At 45.9% G+C, this 15,919-nt stretch carries 14 protein-coding genes and 1 pseudogene; 12 read left to right on the top strand and 3 right to left on the bottom strand.

Annotated elements, in window-relative coordinates; genetic code table 11:
- The first annotated feature begins 36 nt into the window (after window positions 1-36).
- From ACQCVE_RS06160 to ACQCVE_RS06145, 4 genes and pseudogenes are all read left to right on the top strand, one after another.
- On the top strand, window positions 37-1,314 hold the full coding sequence (locus tag ACQCVE_RS06160) for a GTPase (RefSeq protein WP_426862103.1): 1,278 nt from the start codon (window positions 37-39) through the stop codon (window positions 1,312-1,314).
- A 117-nt stretch (window positions 1,315-1,431) separates the two neighbouring features.
- Entirely contained in the window at window positions 1,432-1,761 is a 330-nt protein-coding gene (locus tag ACQCVE_RS06155; protein WP_426842956.1) for a helix-turn-helix domain-containing protein, read from the top strand.
- 122 nt (window positions 1,762-1,883) lie between these two features.
- Window positions 1,884-1,952, top strand: a pseudogene (locus ACQCVE_RS06150) (SEC-C metal-binding domain-containing protein); the annotation flags it as partial.
- Between the two features lie 21 nt (window positions 1,953-1,973).
- Window positions 1,974-3,701, top strand: coding sequence for a hypothetical protein (locus ACQCVE_RS06145; RefSeq protein ID WP_426862144.1), 1,728 nt, complete (start codon window positions 1,974-1,976; stop codon window positions 3,699-3,701).
- A gap of 390 nt (window positions 3,702-4,091) precedes the next feature.
- On the opposite strand, the gene ACQCVE_RS06140 is transcribed toward ACQCVE_RS06145, so the two are convergent.
- The gene (locus tag ACQCVE_RS06140; RefSeq protein WP_426862102.1) at window positions 4,092-4,478 is read right to left on the bottom strand and encodes a DUF2809 domain-containing protein; all 387 of its coding nucleotides are present in this window, start codon (window positions 4,476-4,478) and stop codon (window positions 4,092-4,094) included.
- 185 nt (window positions 4,479-4,663) lie between these two features.
- On the opposite strand from ACQCVE_RS06140, the gene ACQCVE_RS06135 reads away from it, so the two are divergent.
- Both ACQCVE_RS06135 and ACQCVE_RS06130 read left to right on the top strand, forming a co-directional pair.
- The gene (locus ACQCVE_RS06135; RefSeq protein WP_426862101.1) at window positions 4,664-6,238 is read left to right on the top strand and encodes an L-lactate permease; all 1,575 of its coding nucleotides are present in this window, start codon (window positions 4,664-4,666) and stop codon (window positions 6,236-6,238) included.
- Window positions 6,239-6,497: 259 nt separating this feature from the next.
- Window positions 6,498-7,184: a coiled-coil domain-containing protein gene (locus ACQCVE_RS06130; protein ID WP_426862099.1), complete on the top strand. Its 687-nt coding sequence runs from the start codon at window positions 6,498-6,500 to the stop codon at window positions 7,182-7,184.
- A gap of 43 nt (window positions 7,185-7,227) precedes the next feature.
- On the opposite strand, the gene ACQCVE_RS06125 is transcribed toward ACQCVE_RS06130, so the two are convergent.
- Window positions 7,228-9,642, bottom strand: coding sequence for an EAL domain-containing protein (locus ACQCVE_RS06125; protein ID WP_426862098.1), 2,415 nt, complete (start codon window positions 9,640-9,642; stop codon window positions 7,228-7,230).
- 120 nt (window positions 9,643-9,762) lie between these two features.
- Between ACQCVE_RS06125 and ACQCVE_RS06120 the strand changes: the two genes are divergently transcribed.
- Window positions 9,763-10,086 carry a ribonuclease E inhibitor RraB gene (locus ACQCVE_RS06120; protein WP_426862096.1) on the top strand — a complete coding sequence of 108 codons (324 nt, stop codon included), beginning with the start codon at window positions 9,763-9,765 and terminating at the stop codon, window positions 10,084-10,086.
- A gap of 748 nt (window positions 10,087-10,834) precedes the next feature.
- Entirely contained in the window at window positions 10,835-11,020 is a 186-nt protein-coding gene (locus ACQCVE_RS06115) for a hypothetical protein (protein WP_426842964.1), read from the top strand.
- A 34-nt stretch (window positions 11,021-11,054) separates the two neighbouring features.
- Here ACQCVE_RS06115 and ACQCVE_RS06110 read toward each other — a convergent pair whose 3' ends face one another.
- Window positions 11,055-11,501, bottom strand: coding sequence for a hypothetical protein (locus ACQCVE_RS06110; protein WP_426862094.1), 447 nt, complete (start codon window positions 11,499-11,501; stop codon window positions 11,055-11,057).
- A gap of 107 nt (window positions 11,502-11,608) precedes the next feature.
- On the opposite strand from ACQCVE_RS06110, the gene ACQCVE_RS06105 reads away from it, so the two are divergent.
- The 4 genes from ACQCVE_RS06105 to ACQCVE_RS06090 all read left to right on the top strand — a co-directional run bounded on the left by ACQCVE_RS06105 (window position 11,609) and on the right by ACQCVE_RS06090 (window position 14,819).
- Window positions 11,609-11,935 (top strand): hypothetical protein, encoded by a 327-nt coding sequence (locus ACQCVE_RS06105; protein ID WP_426842967.1) that lies wholly within the window; start codon window positions 11,609-11,611, stop codon window positions 11,933-11,935.
- Window positions 11,935-13,194 carry a glutathionylspermidine synthase family protein gene (locus ACQCVE_RS06100; protein ID WP_426862092.1) on the top strand — a complete coding sequence of 420 codons (1,260 nt, stop codon included), beginning with the start codon at window positions 11,935-11,937 and terminating at the stop codon, window positions 13,192-13,194. Before ACQCVE_RS06105 ends, ACQCVE_RS06100 begins: the two co-directional genes overlap by 1 nt.
- A complete protein-coding gene (locus ACQCVE_RS06095) occupies window positions 13,194-13,628 on the top strand; it encodes a DUF350 domain-containing protein (protein ID WP_426842969.1) in 435 nt (144 codons plus the stop codon). Before ACQCVE_RS06100 ends, ACQCVE_RS06095 begins: the two co-directional genes overlap by 1 nt.
- Before the next feature lie 741 nt (window positions 13,629-14,369).
- Window positions 14,370-14,819, top strand: coding sequence for a hypothetical protein (locus ACQCVE_RS06090; RefSeq protein WP_426862090.1), 450 nt, complete (start codon window positions 14,370-14,372; stop codon window positions 14,817-14,819).
- Window positions 14,820-15,919 lie beyond the last annotated feature (1,100 nt).

Genomic DNA, 15,919 nt, shown 5'->3' with positions numbered 1-15,919 from the left:
GGTATGGATGAGTACTATGCTTAAGGAGGATGCAGCATGGAGAAATCCGGCAATGAGATTGAGTGGAGTGAGGTTTTGGCGCGGCTTCAGGATGAGCTGAGTGAGTTGAATGAGGATTTTAACCGGAATTTTATGATCCCGAACATTGTGCTGTCAGGGAAAACCGGAGTTGGAAAGAGTACGCTGATTAACGCGGTTTTTGGTTTTGATGAGGCGGAGACGGGTGTCGGACGGCCGGTTTCACAGGCTTTGACGGAGTACCGGATTCCGGAGGCGCCTGTTCATCTTTTTGACACGAAGGGGATGGAACTTGATTTAGAGCAGCGCGAGGTTTCGCGTAAGCAGATTGTGAGCGAGATCCGGAAGCGTGCGGCTTCGACGGATGCGGCGGATCATCTTCATATTATGTGGTATTGCATTTCGAATGAAAGCAGGCGGCTTGAGTCGACGGAGATTGAGTGGATCCGCAGCTTTGCCGAGTACATGCCGGTTATCGTTGTGCTGACTCAGACGTTTGATCACAATGAGGCGTTTTTTAAGTTTTTGCAAAAAGAATTGCCTCATTTGCCGATCTGCCGGGTGCTTGCGAAGGAAAAAGTGATGCTTGGGGAAGTCAGAATTCCGGCACATGGATTGACGCAGCTGATTGACCGGACGCTTGATGTGATTCCGGATGCGACGAAGCGCGCCTTTACCGCAGCTCAGAAGATTGAGGTGGAAAGGAAGATTGATTCGGCAAAAAAGCTCATCCAGGAGCGGCTCGACTCAAACAGCCCGGTGAGCTATAAAAATCTCGCCCATGCGGCGGAGGCTTTTCCGATCGGGATGGATGTGATGGGACGAAGCGCTGTGTATTTGTATATGGCGAGGGACATCATGACGGTTATGGGCATCCCTGTGAATCGCAATTTTTTGAGATTTACGAAGGAAGCGAAACCGCTCCTGCAATCAATCCTGCTGCCATTTGTCGCTTCTGAAGGCGGACGCGCACTCGGCAAGGCAGCCCTTAAGTACGGGACAAAGCAAATGAGCAAGGAAGGCGCATCTACCTTAGCCAAACTTGCCGGCAAAACCATCGGCAAGGCAAATATTCTCATTTCTCCGGTTGTCGGACTTGTAGCCGGGAGCTTTAACCGAAAAGTCACAGAGCTGATTGCCAGCTCATTCATTCATACGTGCGCAGACTTTTTAAGGCAGGAAATCCAATATAAAGATTACACCACTTCAGAAATTTTGGAGAAGCTTTCGGCTGGGATGAAGACAAGAATGGGTGCGGATAAAGAAAAAATTGAAGAAGCAACTGTAAAAAGCTGATTGTCCCGAAAGTAAAAAATTTGTCGAACAAAAATTGTCGAAATTGTTCTTTTTATAGCAATTTCCAATTCGTTATATGGTATTATAGAACCAAACATAGGATAGGATCTGGTAAATATGATTGGTGAACGTATTCGCAAATACCGCAAAGAACAAAATTTGTCGTTGTCAGAGCTTGCAAACCGTGCAGGTGTAGCCAAGTCTTATTTAAGCTCCATCGAACGGAACCTTCAGTCCAACCCTTCTATTTTATTTTTGGAAAAGGTCTCTTCTGTTCTGGGTGAGCCTGTGAATACATTGGTTAACGGAAGTGCGGCCGAAGACCAGGGGGATCTTGATAACGAATGGTCCAGTCTCGTCCGCGAAGCAATGCAGTCCGGTGTATCGAAGGAGCAGTTCAAAGAGTTCCTTGAATTCAACAAATGGAAAATTCGGGGCCTAGGTTAAAGTCCGGACCATCTGTCATCAGATGACCCGGGCTTTTTCTTTTTTTATCCATCCTTCCTCTAAGGTTGACCTGAGGACCTAAATCCATTTAACTTAATAGTAGTCTAAATAAAAAGGTGAGTATGATGTCGATTAACCGAAATGCTCCGTGTCCATGCGGCAGCGGGAAAAAATACAAGAAATGCTGTCTTAAAAATGAAGATGTTATTCATATGACAGAAGCCAGACTGGAACGATTTTATTGTCACAAGGCAGAGCTTGTTCACTTACTGCATGATTTTATCTATCATAAGCTGGATTTTATGCAATTGGAAAAGTACCGCAAGCAATTAAGAGACCGTTCTAATCAAACCATTCCCTATAACCGCGAAGAAGCCGTACTCGAATTTTGGCTGTACTTTTTCTGCCGTTTTGAAAACGGGAAGCGCGGGATCGAGCTGTTTGCAGAGTCTGCTCAAGGTAAGCTGAGTTCCCCCCATCAGGAAATGACCGAAGCCTGGGTTGCGCTGCGGCCGCGTCTTGTGCAGGCGGTCGATGCTTCGCAGGAACAGATTATGTTTAAAGATCTCTTTACAGACGAAACGTTTGAGGTCCCCCGTTCAGAGGAAAACACCGGCCAGTTCATTCCATGGTACGGTACCCTTTCCATGCTTGAGCCCTACGGAAATCAGCATATTTTTCATGGAGTCCGGGCTTTCACCACTCCTCAGGGACTGGATGCAGCCAAGAACATGACTGAAAAACGAATGAAGGAAAAGAACCTTTCTCACGAAGAGGTACTGCTTGATTATTATCTCGAAATTATGGCAGAGGTCGTTGAAAAGGAAAATGGCTTACAGAATGATCAAAGTCAGGAAACTGTCATTGAACGCTATGAAATAAGCTATCGAATTCACAATGAAAATTCTCTGTTTCAATTTTTACACACGAACAGCGAGTTCTTAATTGATGAATGGACCCCCGAAGAAAAATCAGTGAGCTGGGGCGGAAACTGGAAGCTTTATAAAGACAGTGAAATGAAAAAAAGCGCCAGAATCGGAGAGATTTACGGCTCCCTTGAAATTGAAGACGGCATGATGAAGCTGTCGGCGATAGGCAGCAAAAATGCGAGTGGCTTTAAAAAACTGATGGGGAAGACTGGTTCGGCAATTTCCCTAATAGACGAAACCTCCCAATCCATTAGCCTTCCTGTCAATGCTGAAATAAGCAATATGGTCTTTCAGCCTGAATCAGCGGATGACCATCATTTCGGATATTTTGCTCAGGCCATAATGAATATGGATCCTGATCAAAAAATCCCAATGTATGATTACCTCTCTCTTCGCGAATTGTGCGCAGCCGGCAGAGAAGCTGATGCGGAGCTGTGGCTGAGTCAATACGAGCACAACCTGTACAAGAACATAGATGTGGGGGCCTCCGGACAGACAGCGGATATGAACACGATTCGCAGGACCCTCGGACTTCCGGTGTCGCCATTTGTTTCAGGCAGTGAAGAAAGGACCTCATCCCTCAAACCGGCAAACCCGCCGAAAAAAGAGCGGTCCGTTGAAGTTCAGCAGGATGAGATTCCCTATTATGAACAACTCGGTTTCAGGCCGGATACCATCCAAAATTTCTATGCCCATGACCTGATGTCCTTTTACAGGGAAAAAGCCACAGGAAAATCAGTCAATACGGTGAGAAAATACCGCAACAACCTGTTGGATCTGCGGGAAATTCTTGAAATGAAGACCGCTGAAAGCTGGGAAGACTGCGGCCAGAAATTTTGGACCCGCCTGTTCAAAAAAGATCTGATCGGCCTTTATTACGATACAAGCAAAACCCAGCGCAAGGACTTTGCAAGCACCATGAAGGCACTAGCCAAGTGGATTGATGATAAAGAAGGAACAGAGCTGTCTACCCTTGTGGAGGAAGCGATTAGGAAGACGGAGTTTATATAATGATGGTGGCCCTCTGCCGTTTGGCGGGGGGTTTTTGTATTTTGAGAAGCGGGGCAGTTGGCGGGGTTAGCGGCGGTAGCGGCGGGTAGCGGCGGTGCCTGGCCCCACTTGCTTCACCGCAGCGGGGGGCGGAGGGACTGCTTTCCAATTCCTTCTACAGCAAGCATTTCCGGGGGCGGTGCCGGAGCTTTAGTACGGTAAAATTCTCGGGGACAGGCACGGTGCCTGGCCCCACTCGTTTCACCGCAGCAGGGGACGGAGGACCTGCTTTCCAGCGCCTTGCGCTGCAAGCATTTCCGGAGGCGGTGCCGGAGCTTTAGTACAGTAAAATTTTCGGGGACAGGCCCCACCCTATTGCAGGGCGGAGCCTCTCCTGTAGACCATTGGAAATCAATCGATTCCCCTCTTCCACTTCCATTCCATCACCGCACAAAGCGCAATCCCTATGCCATACGCTGCTAAATCAGTCCAAAGAAACCCATACCCGAGCACAAGTCCGCCGAGCATCGTGTCCCGGATCTCATTGAGCCAAGACGTTTGAATCAGCTGACTGCACTCGGTCAGTAAGCAGTACAGGGCAGCGATACTTGCAATGAGGGAGGTTTTTTTTCTGTTAAAGAGAAAGGCGAAGCCAACAAAGACCATAGCGGCCCAGAGTGCATCACCCAAATAAGCATTGACCCAGCCGGGGAGATATATGGAAAGCCTCCGGGAGAGCAATCCCATCGCTATGACTAAGATCATCACTGCGGCATAAATAATCCGGTTTCGGTGCATAGCATACTCCTTTTATTAAACTTTGCAGAGCTGACTTCTATTATAGCTTTCTTGTAAAATAACGGTTGTTTTTTTCTGAAAGAAGAGTAAAATATTACATGTGAAGGACTTCACAAAACAAACTATATTTTTTGGCTGTTCTTGTGAATCTTTTCACATAAAAGATTAAAAAGGAGCCGATTGCTATGCTGTCACCTTCCCTGAATCCCTTTGACAATTTGCTGCTTTCCTCTTTGACTGCTGCTGTACCGATTGTATTGTTTCTTTTATGCTTGACCGTCTTTAAGATGAAAGGAATTTATGCTGCTTTCCTGAATTTGGGGGTTACATTCCTTATTGCCGCTCTGATTTTCAAACTTCCCCTGCCTGAAGCTGCAGGAAGTGTGGTCCAGGGAGCAATCCAAGGGATGTGGCCGATTGGCTATATCATCGTGATGGCTGTGTGGCTTTACAAGATTTCTGTTGAATCAGGAAAATTTGAAGTGCTGCGGGCAAGTATTGGAGGAATTTCAAATGATAAACGCATTCAGCTTCTGCTGATCGGCTTCTGTTTTAACGCGTTTTTGGAAGGGGCAGCGGGATTTGGGGTACCCATTGCGATCTGCGCTGTACTGCTTGTCTCTCTTGGGTTTAAACCGCTTGAGGCAGCCATGCTGTGCCTGATTGCAAACGGCGCTTCCGGTGCGTTCGGTGCCATTGGAATTCCGGTAGCCATTACGGGAACTCTGAACCTCGAAGGCAATGTGACTGCCATGGATGTATCGATGCTGACAGCTCTGACTCTCCCAATCATCAACTTTACGATTCCATTTTTACTTATTTTTCTGCTGAACGGGCTTAAAGGAATAAAGGATGTGCTCCCGGCAATCCTTGTCGTATCTTCTATTTATACAATCTCCCAGGCAATCATTACAGTATTTTTAGGACCTGAGCTTGCTGATATCATTCCTTCTTTGATGGCTATGGGTGCACTGGCTTTATTCTTAAGGAAGTGGAAGCCTAAACACCTTCTTCTGCATGGCGAACAGCAGACTGAGATAAAAAAATACCCGCTTCAGGAAGTGATTAAGGCGTGGTCTCCTTTTTACTTATTAAGTCTCTTCGTCCTGATCTGGAGTCTTCCCGCATTTAAGACCCTGTTTGCGGAGGGCGGACCACTGGCCTTTACCAAAATAACTTTCCCTATCCCGGGGTCAAGCCTGATCTCCGCTCTGGACTTAGTCAGTGCTACAGGAACCGCGATATTACTGGCTGTCTTAACCACTATTTTGACTGCGAAAGGCTTTGGATTTGCAAAAGGCTTTGCCTTGTTTACCAAAACCATCTCCGAATTCTGGATTCCGATCCTTATGATCTGCTTCATTCTTGGCATTGCAAAGCTGATGACCTATGCAGGAATGACAGCCGTTCTCGGTGAAGCAATGGCCACAACCGGCGGAGCCTTCCCGCTGCTTGCTCCCATTCTCGGCTGGATTGGCGTATTTATGACCGGCTCAGTCGTGAACAATAATACGTTATTCGCCCCCATGCAGGCTACAGCAGCCACAATCCTTGGGACCAATCCCGCTCTGCTCGTATCCGCAAACACAGCAGGCGGCGTTATGGCAAAACTGATCTCTCCGCAATCGATTGCCATTGCAGCCGCTGCTGTCGGTGAAACAGGAAAGGAAGCGGACCTTATGAAAATGACGATTAAATACAGCTTCGGTCTGCTGGCGTTTGTCTGTGTGTGGACGTTTATCCTGTCTTTATTTTTCTAAGGGAGAGGTGAAGCTAAAAGCGTAGAAACGGCTTCTGCTTTAGCGAAGCCGTTTTTTCTAGTTTAAAAATTCTTTAAAAAGAACTAAATACCTAGAAATAATAAGAGAATAAGAGAAATACAGAGAAAAAGTCCTGTTTTATTCTTTAAAAAGAACATTTTGGCTATTTATGAGACTTTTGTATTTAGATCAAAAGGTTTATGATCATCTTGTGTTCTTCATAAAGAACAATAAACGAAATGTACAGGAGGAATTATTCATGGGATTTATTTCTGGAAAAGTATTTGCGGGGATTATGGCAGGAACCTTAACCGTTTCAGCAGTAGCTTACACTGGAGCAACTTTCATGGACGAAATCAAAATGAACGTCGATAAGCTTCAGGACCGTATTCTCTTAACGGCAGATGAAGCAGCAAGCAAGATCGGAACAGCTAATTCTACAATCAATCAGAAAAACCTTGAAATTGATCGCTTAGAAGGGGAAGTAGACCGTTTAAATGAGCAGCTAGGGAAAGCAAATACAGCGGTTACTAAAGGAAATGAAGAAGTAACTAAAGCAAACGGAGATATCGCAAAAGCTAATGAGGATATGGAAAGTGTTAAGTCACTGACAGCTAAAGCAGTTAGCGAACTAGATAAAGATGTCATCAGCGAGAGGGTAGTAGATCATAGTGATGTTCAAGTAGTCGGTGAAGCACTTGTATTTACAGTCGTTACAAATCAAGACGAACCTAAAGACGGAGAAAACGAAAGAACACTTCGTTTATCTAATCCAAATGGAGTTCCTGTAAACGTTACAGTTACTGGAACGGTAAAAGGCCAGATTTACAGCGGGGAAATTGCCGGCGGAGATGTCATGTACTTTAAAAAGAACAATACCGGTGAAATGCTGAAGCTTTCTTATACTGTTCCAGGTACAGGGGAAGTTAAAAACGTCACGAAGTAATGAAAATGAGGATTCATCCACATGAGATGAATCCTCTTTCCATTTATATTGCCTGGTTTTCCAGCAGCACCTGCATTTCCTCCGGTGGGATCGGGCGGCTGAAATAGTAGCCTTGAGCTTCGTTGCATTGTTTTTTCTGAAGGAAGTGGAGCTGTTCCTCTGTTTCGACGCCTTCGGCAATGACCTTCAGGTTCAGGTTGTGGGCCATGTTGATGATGGTGTCCACGAGCGATGCGTCTTTTGGGTCTGTATAGATGTTTCGTGTAAAGGTTTGGTCGATTTTCAGGGTGTTGATTGGAAATGTTTTCAGATAGCTGAGTGATGAGTAGCCTGTGCCAAAGTCATCGATGGAAAGGTGAATCCCCATATCCCTCAGCTGCTGCATTTTCATAACGGCATGCTCAGAGTCCTGGATGATGCTCTCTGTGAGCTCCAGCTCTAAATATTGCGGTTCAAGGTTTGCGTGCGCTAAAATATTGCTCACCTTTTCAACGAGATTGCTTTGCTTAAATTGCAGGGAGGAGATATTGACCGCTATCCTTAATGGCGGGTAGCCGTTATTTTGCCATGATTTGTTTTGAAAACATGCCTCACGCAGCACCCATTCTCCAATCGGGATAATCAGGCCGGTTTCTTCTGCGATTGGGATGAATTCCGCAGGGGATATGAGTCCCCATTCCGGGTGATGCCACCGCAGCAGCGCCTCAGCTCCAATCAGCTTACCGGTTTTGACCTCTACCTGCGGCTGATAGACGACCTTTAGCTCTTTTTGCTGCAGAGCTTTGCGGAGACCGGTTTCGAGCTTCATTTTTTTCGAGATGAGTTCATTCATGATTGGGGCATAAAACTGAAAGCTGTTTTTCCCTTGCTCCTTCACCCGGTACATGGCGGTATCCGCATTTTTTATCAGGCTCTCGATTTCTTTTCCATCAGAGGGGTACATGGCAATTCCGATGGACGGAGTGACAAACAGTTCATGCCCGTTGACGAGGATGGATTGGTGGAAAAGGTCAATCACCTTTTGGGCTTTCTTTGTCGCTTCGCTTGATGTTGCGTGCGGGAAGAGAATAATAAATTCATCTCCCCCCTGCCTGCAGACGGTATCTGATTTTCCAACGGCGGATTGAATCCGGGCCGCTACTTCAATCAGCAATAAATCTCCTGAATCATGACCTAGTGTATCGTTGATATTTTTAAAGCGGTCTAAATCAATAAACAGAACGGCGAGGGTGTGCTTCGTTTCATCTGCCTGATCAATCGCCGAGGATAAGCGGTCATTGAACAATAGCCTGTTCGGCAGTCCCGTCAATGCGTCCCGATACACCATTTGATTTATTTTTTCCTCGTTTCGCTTCCGCTCCGTTATATCCCGGATGATGCTGCTGAGAAAGGTTTTCCCCTCTTCCTTCCAGGAAGCAAGAGACAGTTCAATGGGAAATTCGGTTCCCTGTTTATTCAGACCGAAAAGCTCCATTGTTCTTCCGATAACCTTAGCGGTTCCTGTCGAAAGATAGCGCTCCATGCCTTTTTGGTGGGCTTCTTTAAACCGGTCAGGAATGATCAGCTGCAGTCTTTTGCCAAGAATCTCGGCCTCTTCAAAGCCAAACATGCGCTGGGCCCCCATATTCCATGAGATGATCTCCCCTTTAGAATCAGCTAAGATAATGGCATCATTCGCTGACTCAATGACTGATCGGAATTTCCGTTCTGACCGAATCGATTGATATTCAAACCGCCGGTCGACAAAAATACTGATAAAGACAGCGCTGAGTATGATCAGGATGCCAAAAGCAACCGAGTAGGCTAATATGGTGCTGTCAAAGCCCCCTTGCATCTGATGGCCGTCGTGGGAGTGTGGTTTGAATTTCGCTGCAGCCATCCCTGTATAATGCATTCCGGATATCGCAAACCCCATGAGTACAGCGCTTCCGGCTTTGCTTTTCCAAATCCCGGGCTGATTGTAGCGCTGGCTTACGTATTGCAGGAGGTATAAAGCCACGATGGAGGCTGCGAAAGCAATGATGGCCGAAAGTGACCAGAGGAACGGATCATATTCAATATCCGCCGCCATTTCCATCGCTTCCATCCCCGTATAATGCATCGACACAATACCTGCTGCCATAAACAGGGCCCCCCATGCATTTTGCCGCAGCCCCTGAGCAGGCCGGCTTATGATATAGAGCGCCAAGGCAGAGGCAATAATCGCCGGAATAATGGACAGGACAACCCATCCGAGATGATAGGAAACAGGAATGGATAAATGAAACGCAAGCATGGCAACAAAATGCATCGCCCAAATGCCAAGCCCCATCGCTATGGCACCGGATGAAAGCCAGATATAGCGGGCTGGAGGCCTGGCCCGGCTCACTTTTATGCTCAAATCAAGGGCAGCGAACGAGGCCATCACTGCAATAATAATCGATAAAATGACAATGGGGATATGATATACATGTTCCATCTATGTAAAAGTCTCCTTCGTATTATCCTTTCCCCTTATATCGGCAAATCCCGGGGTTTTTTAAAGAGAACGGGTTCCGTATAATTAGACATAAACAAACAATAGATGGGAGAATCCTGCATGAAATTTCCAAAAGATGAAGACGGCAAGATTTTAAAGATGCTCTATAAAGAGGGAGTGGACTTCAGCAAGCCTCAAAACGTTGACTTTTTCATTGCTGTCCCAGACCAGGTAAGCGGCCAGGCGGTTGCTGGAGCTTTGAAAGAAGAAGGGATTAACAGCGAGCTGGAAATGGATGAGGAATTGGAGGAATGGACCGTTGCTTGCTTTATTCAACTGATGCTTACGTATGAGAACATTACCGGCATACAGGAGCGTCTTCAGGAATTATGTGAGCCTTATGGGGGAGAGGTCGATGGCTGGGGCGTGATGATGGAGGATTGAGCTGGTTTGCTGGCTGGGATGGATTGGCGGACGGCGAGGAAGCACGAACCTTGTCGAAAAGTCGATGGGTGGGGTTCGATGATATCGAGGATTGAGCTGGTTTGCTGGTTAGGATGGGAGTGGCGGGCGGCGAGTGGACCAACCTTATCGAAAAGTCGATGGGTGGGGTTCGATGATATCGAGGATTGAGCTGGTTTGCTGGTTAGGATGGGAGTGGCGGGCGGCGAGTGGACCAACCTTATCGGAAAGTCGATGGGTGTGGTTTGATGATTGAGGATTAAGCTGGTTTGCTGGCTGGGATGGGCATTGCGGACGGCGAGGAAGCACGAACCTTGTCGAAAAGTCGATATAATTTGATTTCGGTCGATTTATACAGATTTCGGCCGATATATTTCCATTTCGATCGATTTCCCGTCATTTTCGGTCGATAAAGCAAAAGTACGGTCGATATCCTGATAGGGCACCCTCCGGAATAGCTAAAACCAGTTAAAAAAACAGGCGAAAAAAAAGGATGAGCATACAAATTGAGGAATCGCCCCCCAATAACGAAGAATCTGCTGTATAAAGACGGTAAAATCATACCAGCCATGGCCTTCCAACCGAAGAACCCAATGAACTCTGGGGTAGATTGTATCCTTCATCATCTGACCCTGAATCTTAATCACACCACCCAATCCCTGCATTTTTCCATAAGCATGCATAAAATGTCTCCTCCGCCACATCCTAAGCAAAAAAGGAGGAACGAATCATGAAGCTAAAAAAATGGATGACTTTATCGGCAGCTTCTCTTTTAAGCATAGGACTGCTTGCCGGATGCAATGCGCCAAATGATGAAGAAGAACCCGATCCGACAGAGGAGCCGTCAGAACAAAATGATGAGATGAACAAGAATGATGACAAGGACGAGCTGCAAGAAGAACAGGAAAGCAAGTAAACTGGAGAAGGCGGGTAAGACCGCCTTTTTTTAATTAAACCCTCTCCCCCGTCTCCCTCACATAAAGCACATACATCAGCCGGTCCTGATCCATTTCCGCACTGACTCTTTCGTATTCCTTTCCTTCCAGAACGAGATAGGTATTATCCAGGTATGAGAACACTTCGACATGGTCAAAGCACGGCAAAAACATGATTTCGGGGCTTTCTGCGTATTCTTTATAAAGACGGACCTCCACTCCGAGGCGCCGTTCGGCTTCTGCCTGGCGGAATGGCTTTTCGTCGTCGCTTTTTTTCACGTAAATGACGAAGCTGCTGTCTTTTAAAAAAGAGCTCGTTGTCTCATAGACGGTTCCTTCCAATATGAAAAAATCACAGTTCCGTCTGCAAAAGATCTGGAGCGGTTCCAGGTCATCAAAATGGTAGATAGCCGGGTAGCCTTGGGATGGATCATTCAAACGGTACTCTAGCTTTCGTTTCATCGGTCAGCACTTCCTTTCTTCCCTTATTATATATGGAAGAATGTGTTTTTTTCAGAAAAAATTATGATACACTTCATTAAGACGGTATTGAAAAGGAGGTCCAGCAAATGAGGAAGACGGAACGAATGATGAAACAAGTGCTCGTTACAGCGACAGCCTCCATATTCGCGATCGGGATGTCCGGCTGCTCCTCCCAGTCGGCCGACCGCCCTGATCCGCCGGATGATCAGTCTTGTGATGACTGGGAGTGGGATAACGAGTTAGAGGTTTGGGAATGCGACGATGACCGAAGCCCGCATTATGGCCACTTTTTTTACGGCGGCGCATTTTTTGCCACTGCGAATGCTTTGAAAAAAAGCTCCAAATACAAATCGTATGTAAAGGGCGGAAAATCCGGAATTGGAAGCGGAACGAGAGGCGGCTTCGGCGGATAATGAGAGCAAGAAACGCCAGTCATGAACAAAAGCGGCAGGCCTTTTACGAAACGGTTCCCGCCTTCTGGCACGACCTGTTCGGTGAGCCCTACGCCCTTTATGACGTATACAGCATAACCGAGGAAGAAGCGGCTGCCATCCGAACGGCAACGGACCGGATAGCAGCGATTTATGACAAAACCGCTCCCCTCCTCCGTTCACTGCCGGATGAGACCCTGACCGAGCTTGGAATCCCTGCAGAATCGATCCCATACATAAAAACAAAGCCCTTAACTCAGGAGGGAGTCATCCGGCGGGTGGATCTTGTCAAGACTCCGGACGGGTGGAAGCACTTTGAAATAAACGCCGATACTCCGACCTTTATTTATGAGCTGTTTCATGTAAACGGGCTTGCAGCCAGGCATTTCGGCTATAAGGATCCAAATGCCGGGTCCGAGCTTGCCCTGCAAACCGCCATCCGCCGTGCCGTCCGGGAGCTTTGGAACAGCCGTCAGGCTCCAAAGGTTGTTTTTACCGCCCACTCGGACCATGAAGAGGATTGGAACACCGCCCTTTACCTCGGCCGGACGTTTGGCTACCCGCACGAAACCATCCCTCTCGATCAGCTCCAGCTTATTGAAGAGGAAGGCCTGTTCACTCCTGATGGGGAAAAAATTGATATTCTGTACCGGCAAACCTATCCGATTGAGCATTTGATAAACGACAAAAGCGAGGACGGCACAGCCATCGGCATCGAGCTGCTGAAGCTTGTCAAGGATGAAAAGCTTGCGGTGATCAACCCGCTCTCTTCTTTTCTGCTCCAGTCCAAAGCTGTCCAGGCGCTGATCTGGGGATTGCATGAAAGCAATCATGCGTTTTTTAACGAAACCGAGCATGAATGGATCCGGGACCACTATCTGCCTACTTACCTGGAAAACGAGCCCTTCTTGAAAAAAGGCGTCAAATATGTAGAAAAACCCGCTTTCGGAAGAGAAGGAGATACCATCACCGTTTTCGGACCAGACGGCCAGCCGCTTGAAGCGAACAAGCTGAAAACCTATGATGATTCGCTAAAGGTTTATCAGCAGCATCAGGATCTCCCAGCCGCCGCGATTCAAACGCCATTCGGGAAAGAAACAGCCCGTCTGCTCATCGGATCATTTGTAATCGGGCAAAAAGCAGAAGCATTTGGAATAAGAGCCGGAAGCGCCATCACCGGAAACGAAGCCTGCTTTCTCCCGGCAGGCATCAAGCCAATCAAAAAAGGAGCGGATCAATAATGGACGCGTTGCTTCACACACTCACCTATTTAGGAATCGGGCTCGCCTTTTTAATCGCAGGCGCCTTCCTTTTCAGCATCACCACCAAAATGAGCGAGCGTAAGCAAATACTAGAGCAAGCAAATACCGCAGCCGCCATCAAACTCGGCGGCAAAATACTCGGACTCGCCGTCGTCATCTGGGCCGCCGCCCAATACTCGCTGAACCTTCTCGACTACACTTTATGGAGCGCATTCGGAATCGCCGCTCAAATCCTGTCATACTGGATCGTCGAGCACCTTCTCTTCCCGAAAATCTCCCTCGCCAGGAAAGTCGAGGAAGGGAACAAAGCAGTAGCCATTCTTTTGTTTATCATCTCAGTTTCAGTCGGACTCATCATTGCCGGCGCGCTTTCGTATGATGCAGTCTACGAGATGCTTAAGGATCAGGCTTAAGCAGGAGTTGGCGGTTGAGCAGTTGGGATTTGGCAGTTGGATGTTTTCTTGTAGTGAGACGTGGAAGGGGGATCCGGCCTTTCGCGTCTCTTTTTTGTGGTTTTTTGGCTTCGGATGAGTGTGCGGGCTTATTATTTACTTTTCCGCCTGTCTTTTGGGGGTTCTTAGGGTGTTTTGAGGCGGTATTAAGCAGGATTTCGGCCCAGGTTTGGTCCTGGAAATTATTTATTGTCCGAACTCTTCGTTTTATTGTCCGTACTTTTAATTTATTGTCCGTACTTTCATTTTATTGTCCATACTCCGCATTATATTGTCCGTACTTTTCATATAAAGACTTTTCGACTAAATTCGACAGATTGGGCGGACTGATTGGTTGCCGGGTCCTTCTGTTTTGAGTTACAAGCTGTACTAAGTCGGTTAAACGATTCAGATTCCGGCTTGTTTGTTACCGGTTCCTTCTGCTTTTGAGCTGCAAGCTGGACCGAGGCAGTTGAACAATTGTAGTTTTATAAAAAAGATTGTCCATATAAATAAAGTTTGTTTATAAATCCTGTATTCATGTGAAGGATTATTCCTAGTTCCACAATCGGGGCCAGATTATGGAGTAAATTGATATGAGAATATACGATTCAAGAAGAAATATATAATGGTTATACTATTAAAAAGGGCTTACATATGGAAGACTATAAGTTAATAGCCTAATTAAGTTATTAATTATGACAAGAAAAGAGGGGAAGATGAGTGAAAGGTGAATTAGTAAGTCGTAAGATGGGTGGATGGTGTTGGTATGGTATTAACACATTTAGAGAAACAGATAATGTAGGTAAATTTATGACTTTTGTACAAGAGGATATTTCAAATGAAACGCAAGAATTAATACTTAAGGCAATCAAACAAGGTGTCACTCCATTAGTTAAACATACTGATCCAGATATGCTTGCTTTTAATCCATTTGCAAAGGATGGCTCATTGGTGATTATTTGGTATTCTACTGATGATGAAAAGGCTCTAAAGGGTGTAGCTAAATTTTTGGTTGATAATGGGTTAGTACCGAAAACTAAGGCCGGTAAATATTATAATATTTCATTTAAATATGACGAACAAACTCGAAATGGTAAATATGGCGATCAATTTAAACCGTCCATTTCTTTAAAAGATTTAATGGATTTGAATACTGGGGAATTCTATTAAATTATTTAAGTAACATAAAGGGGTTTACGATCACTAATTCTTTACTCTTTATATTGGAGCTGTATAGATAGGGAATGATCAAACTTTTTTATAAAAGAATGAGTCAATTAAAAAAATTTAGAGCGTGTTTTGATCATTCCTCTTTACAAAACACGCTCTTTTCTATGATCGTTTATCAAGGTTATTAATATCGATTTGATCAAACTTTATTTTAAAGCAACAACAATCCGGATTTCAGCCCGGGTTTGGTCCTGGAAATTTTTTATTGTCCGTACTCTTCGTTTTATTGTCCGTACTCTTCATTTTATTGTCCGTACTTTTGTTTTATTGTCCGTACTCCGCAATATATTGTCCGTACTTTTCATATAAAGACTTTTCGACTAAATTCGACAGATTGGGCGGACTGATTGGTTGCCGGGTCCTTCTGTTTTGAGTTACAAGCTGTACTAAGTCAGTTAAACGATCCAGATTTCGGCTTGTTTGTTACCGGTTCCTTCTGCTTTTGAGCTGCAAGCTGGACCGAGTCGGTTGAACAATCCGGATTTCAGCCCGGGTTTGGTCCTGGAAATTTTTTATTGTCCGTACTCTTCGTTTTATTGTCCGTACTTTTAATTTATTGTCCGTACTTTCGTTTTATTGTCCGTACTCCGCATTATATAGTCCGTACTTTTCATATAAAGACTTTTCGACCAAATTCGACAGATTGGGCGGACTGATTGGTTGCCGGGTCCTTCTGTTTTTGAGTTACAAGCTGTACTAAGTCGGTTAAACGATCCAGATTTCGGCTTGTTTGTTACCGGTTCCTTCTGGTTTTGAGCTGCAAGCTGGACCGAGTCGGTTGAACAATCCGGATTTCAGCCCGGGTTTGGTCCTAGAAATTTTTTATTGTCCGTACTCTTCGTTTTATTGTCCTTACTTTTGTTTTATTGTCCGTACTCCGCAATATATTGTCCGTACTTTTCATATAAAGACTTTTCGACTAAACTCGACAGGCTGGGCGGGCTCATTGGTTGCCGGGTCCTTCTGTTTTTGAGTTACAAGCTGTACTAAGTCGGTTAAACGATCCAGATTTCGGCTCATTGGTTGCCGGGTCCTTCTGC

This window comes from Metabacillus sp. 113a (assembly GCF_050107635.1).
Classification (GTDB): Bacteria; Bacillota; Bacilli; order Bacillales; family Bacillaceae; genus Metabacillus_B.
The sequence above is the reverse complement of the archived record's forward strand: the minus strand, read 5'-3'. Positions and strand labels throughout refer to the sequence as shown.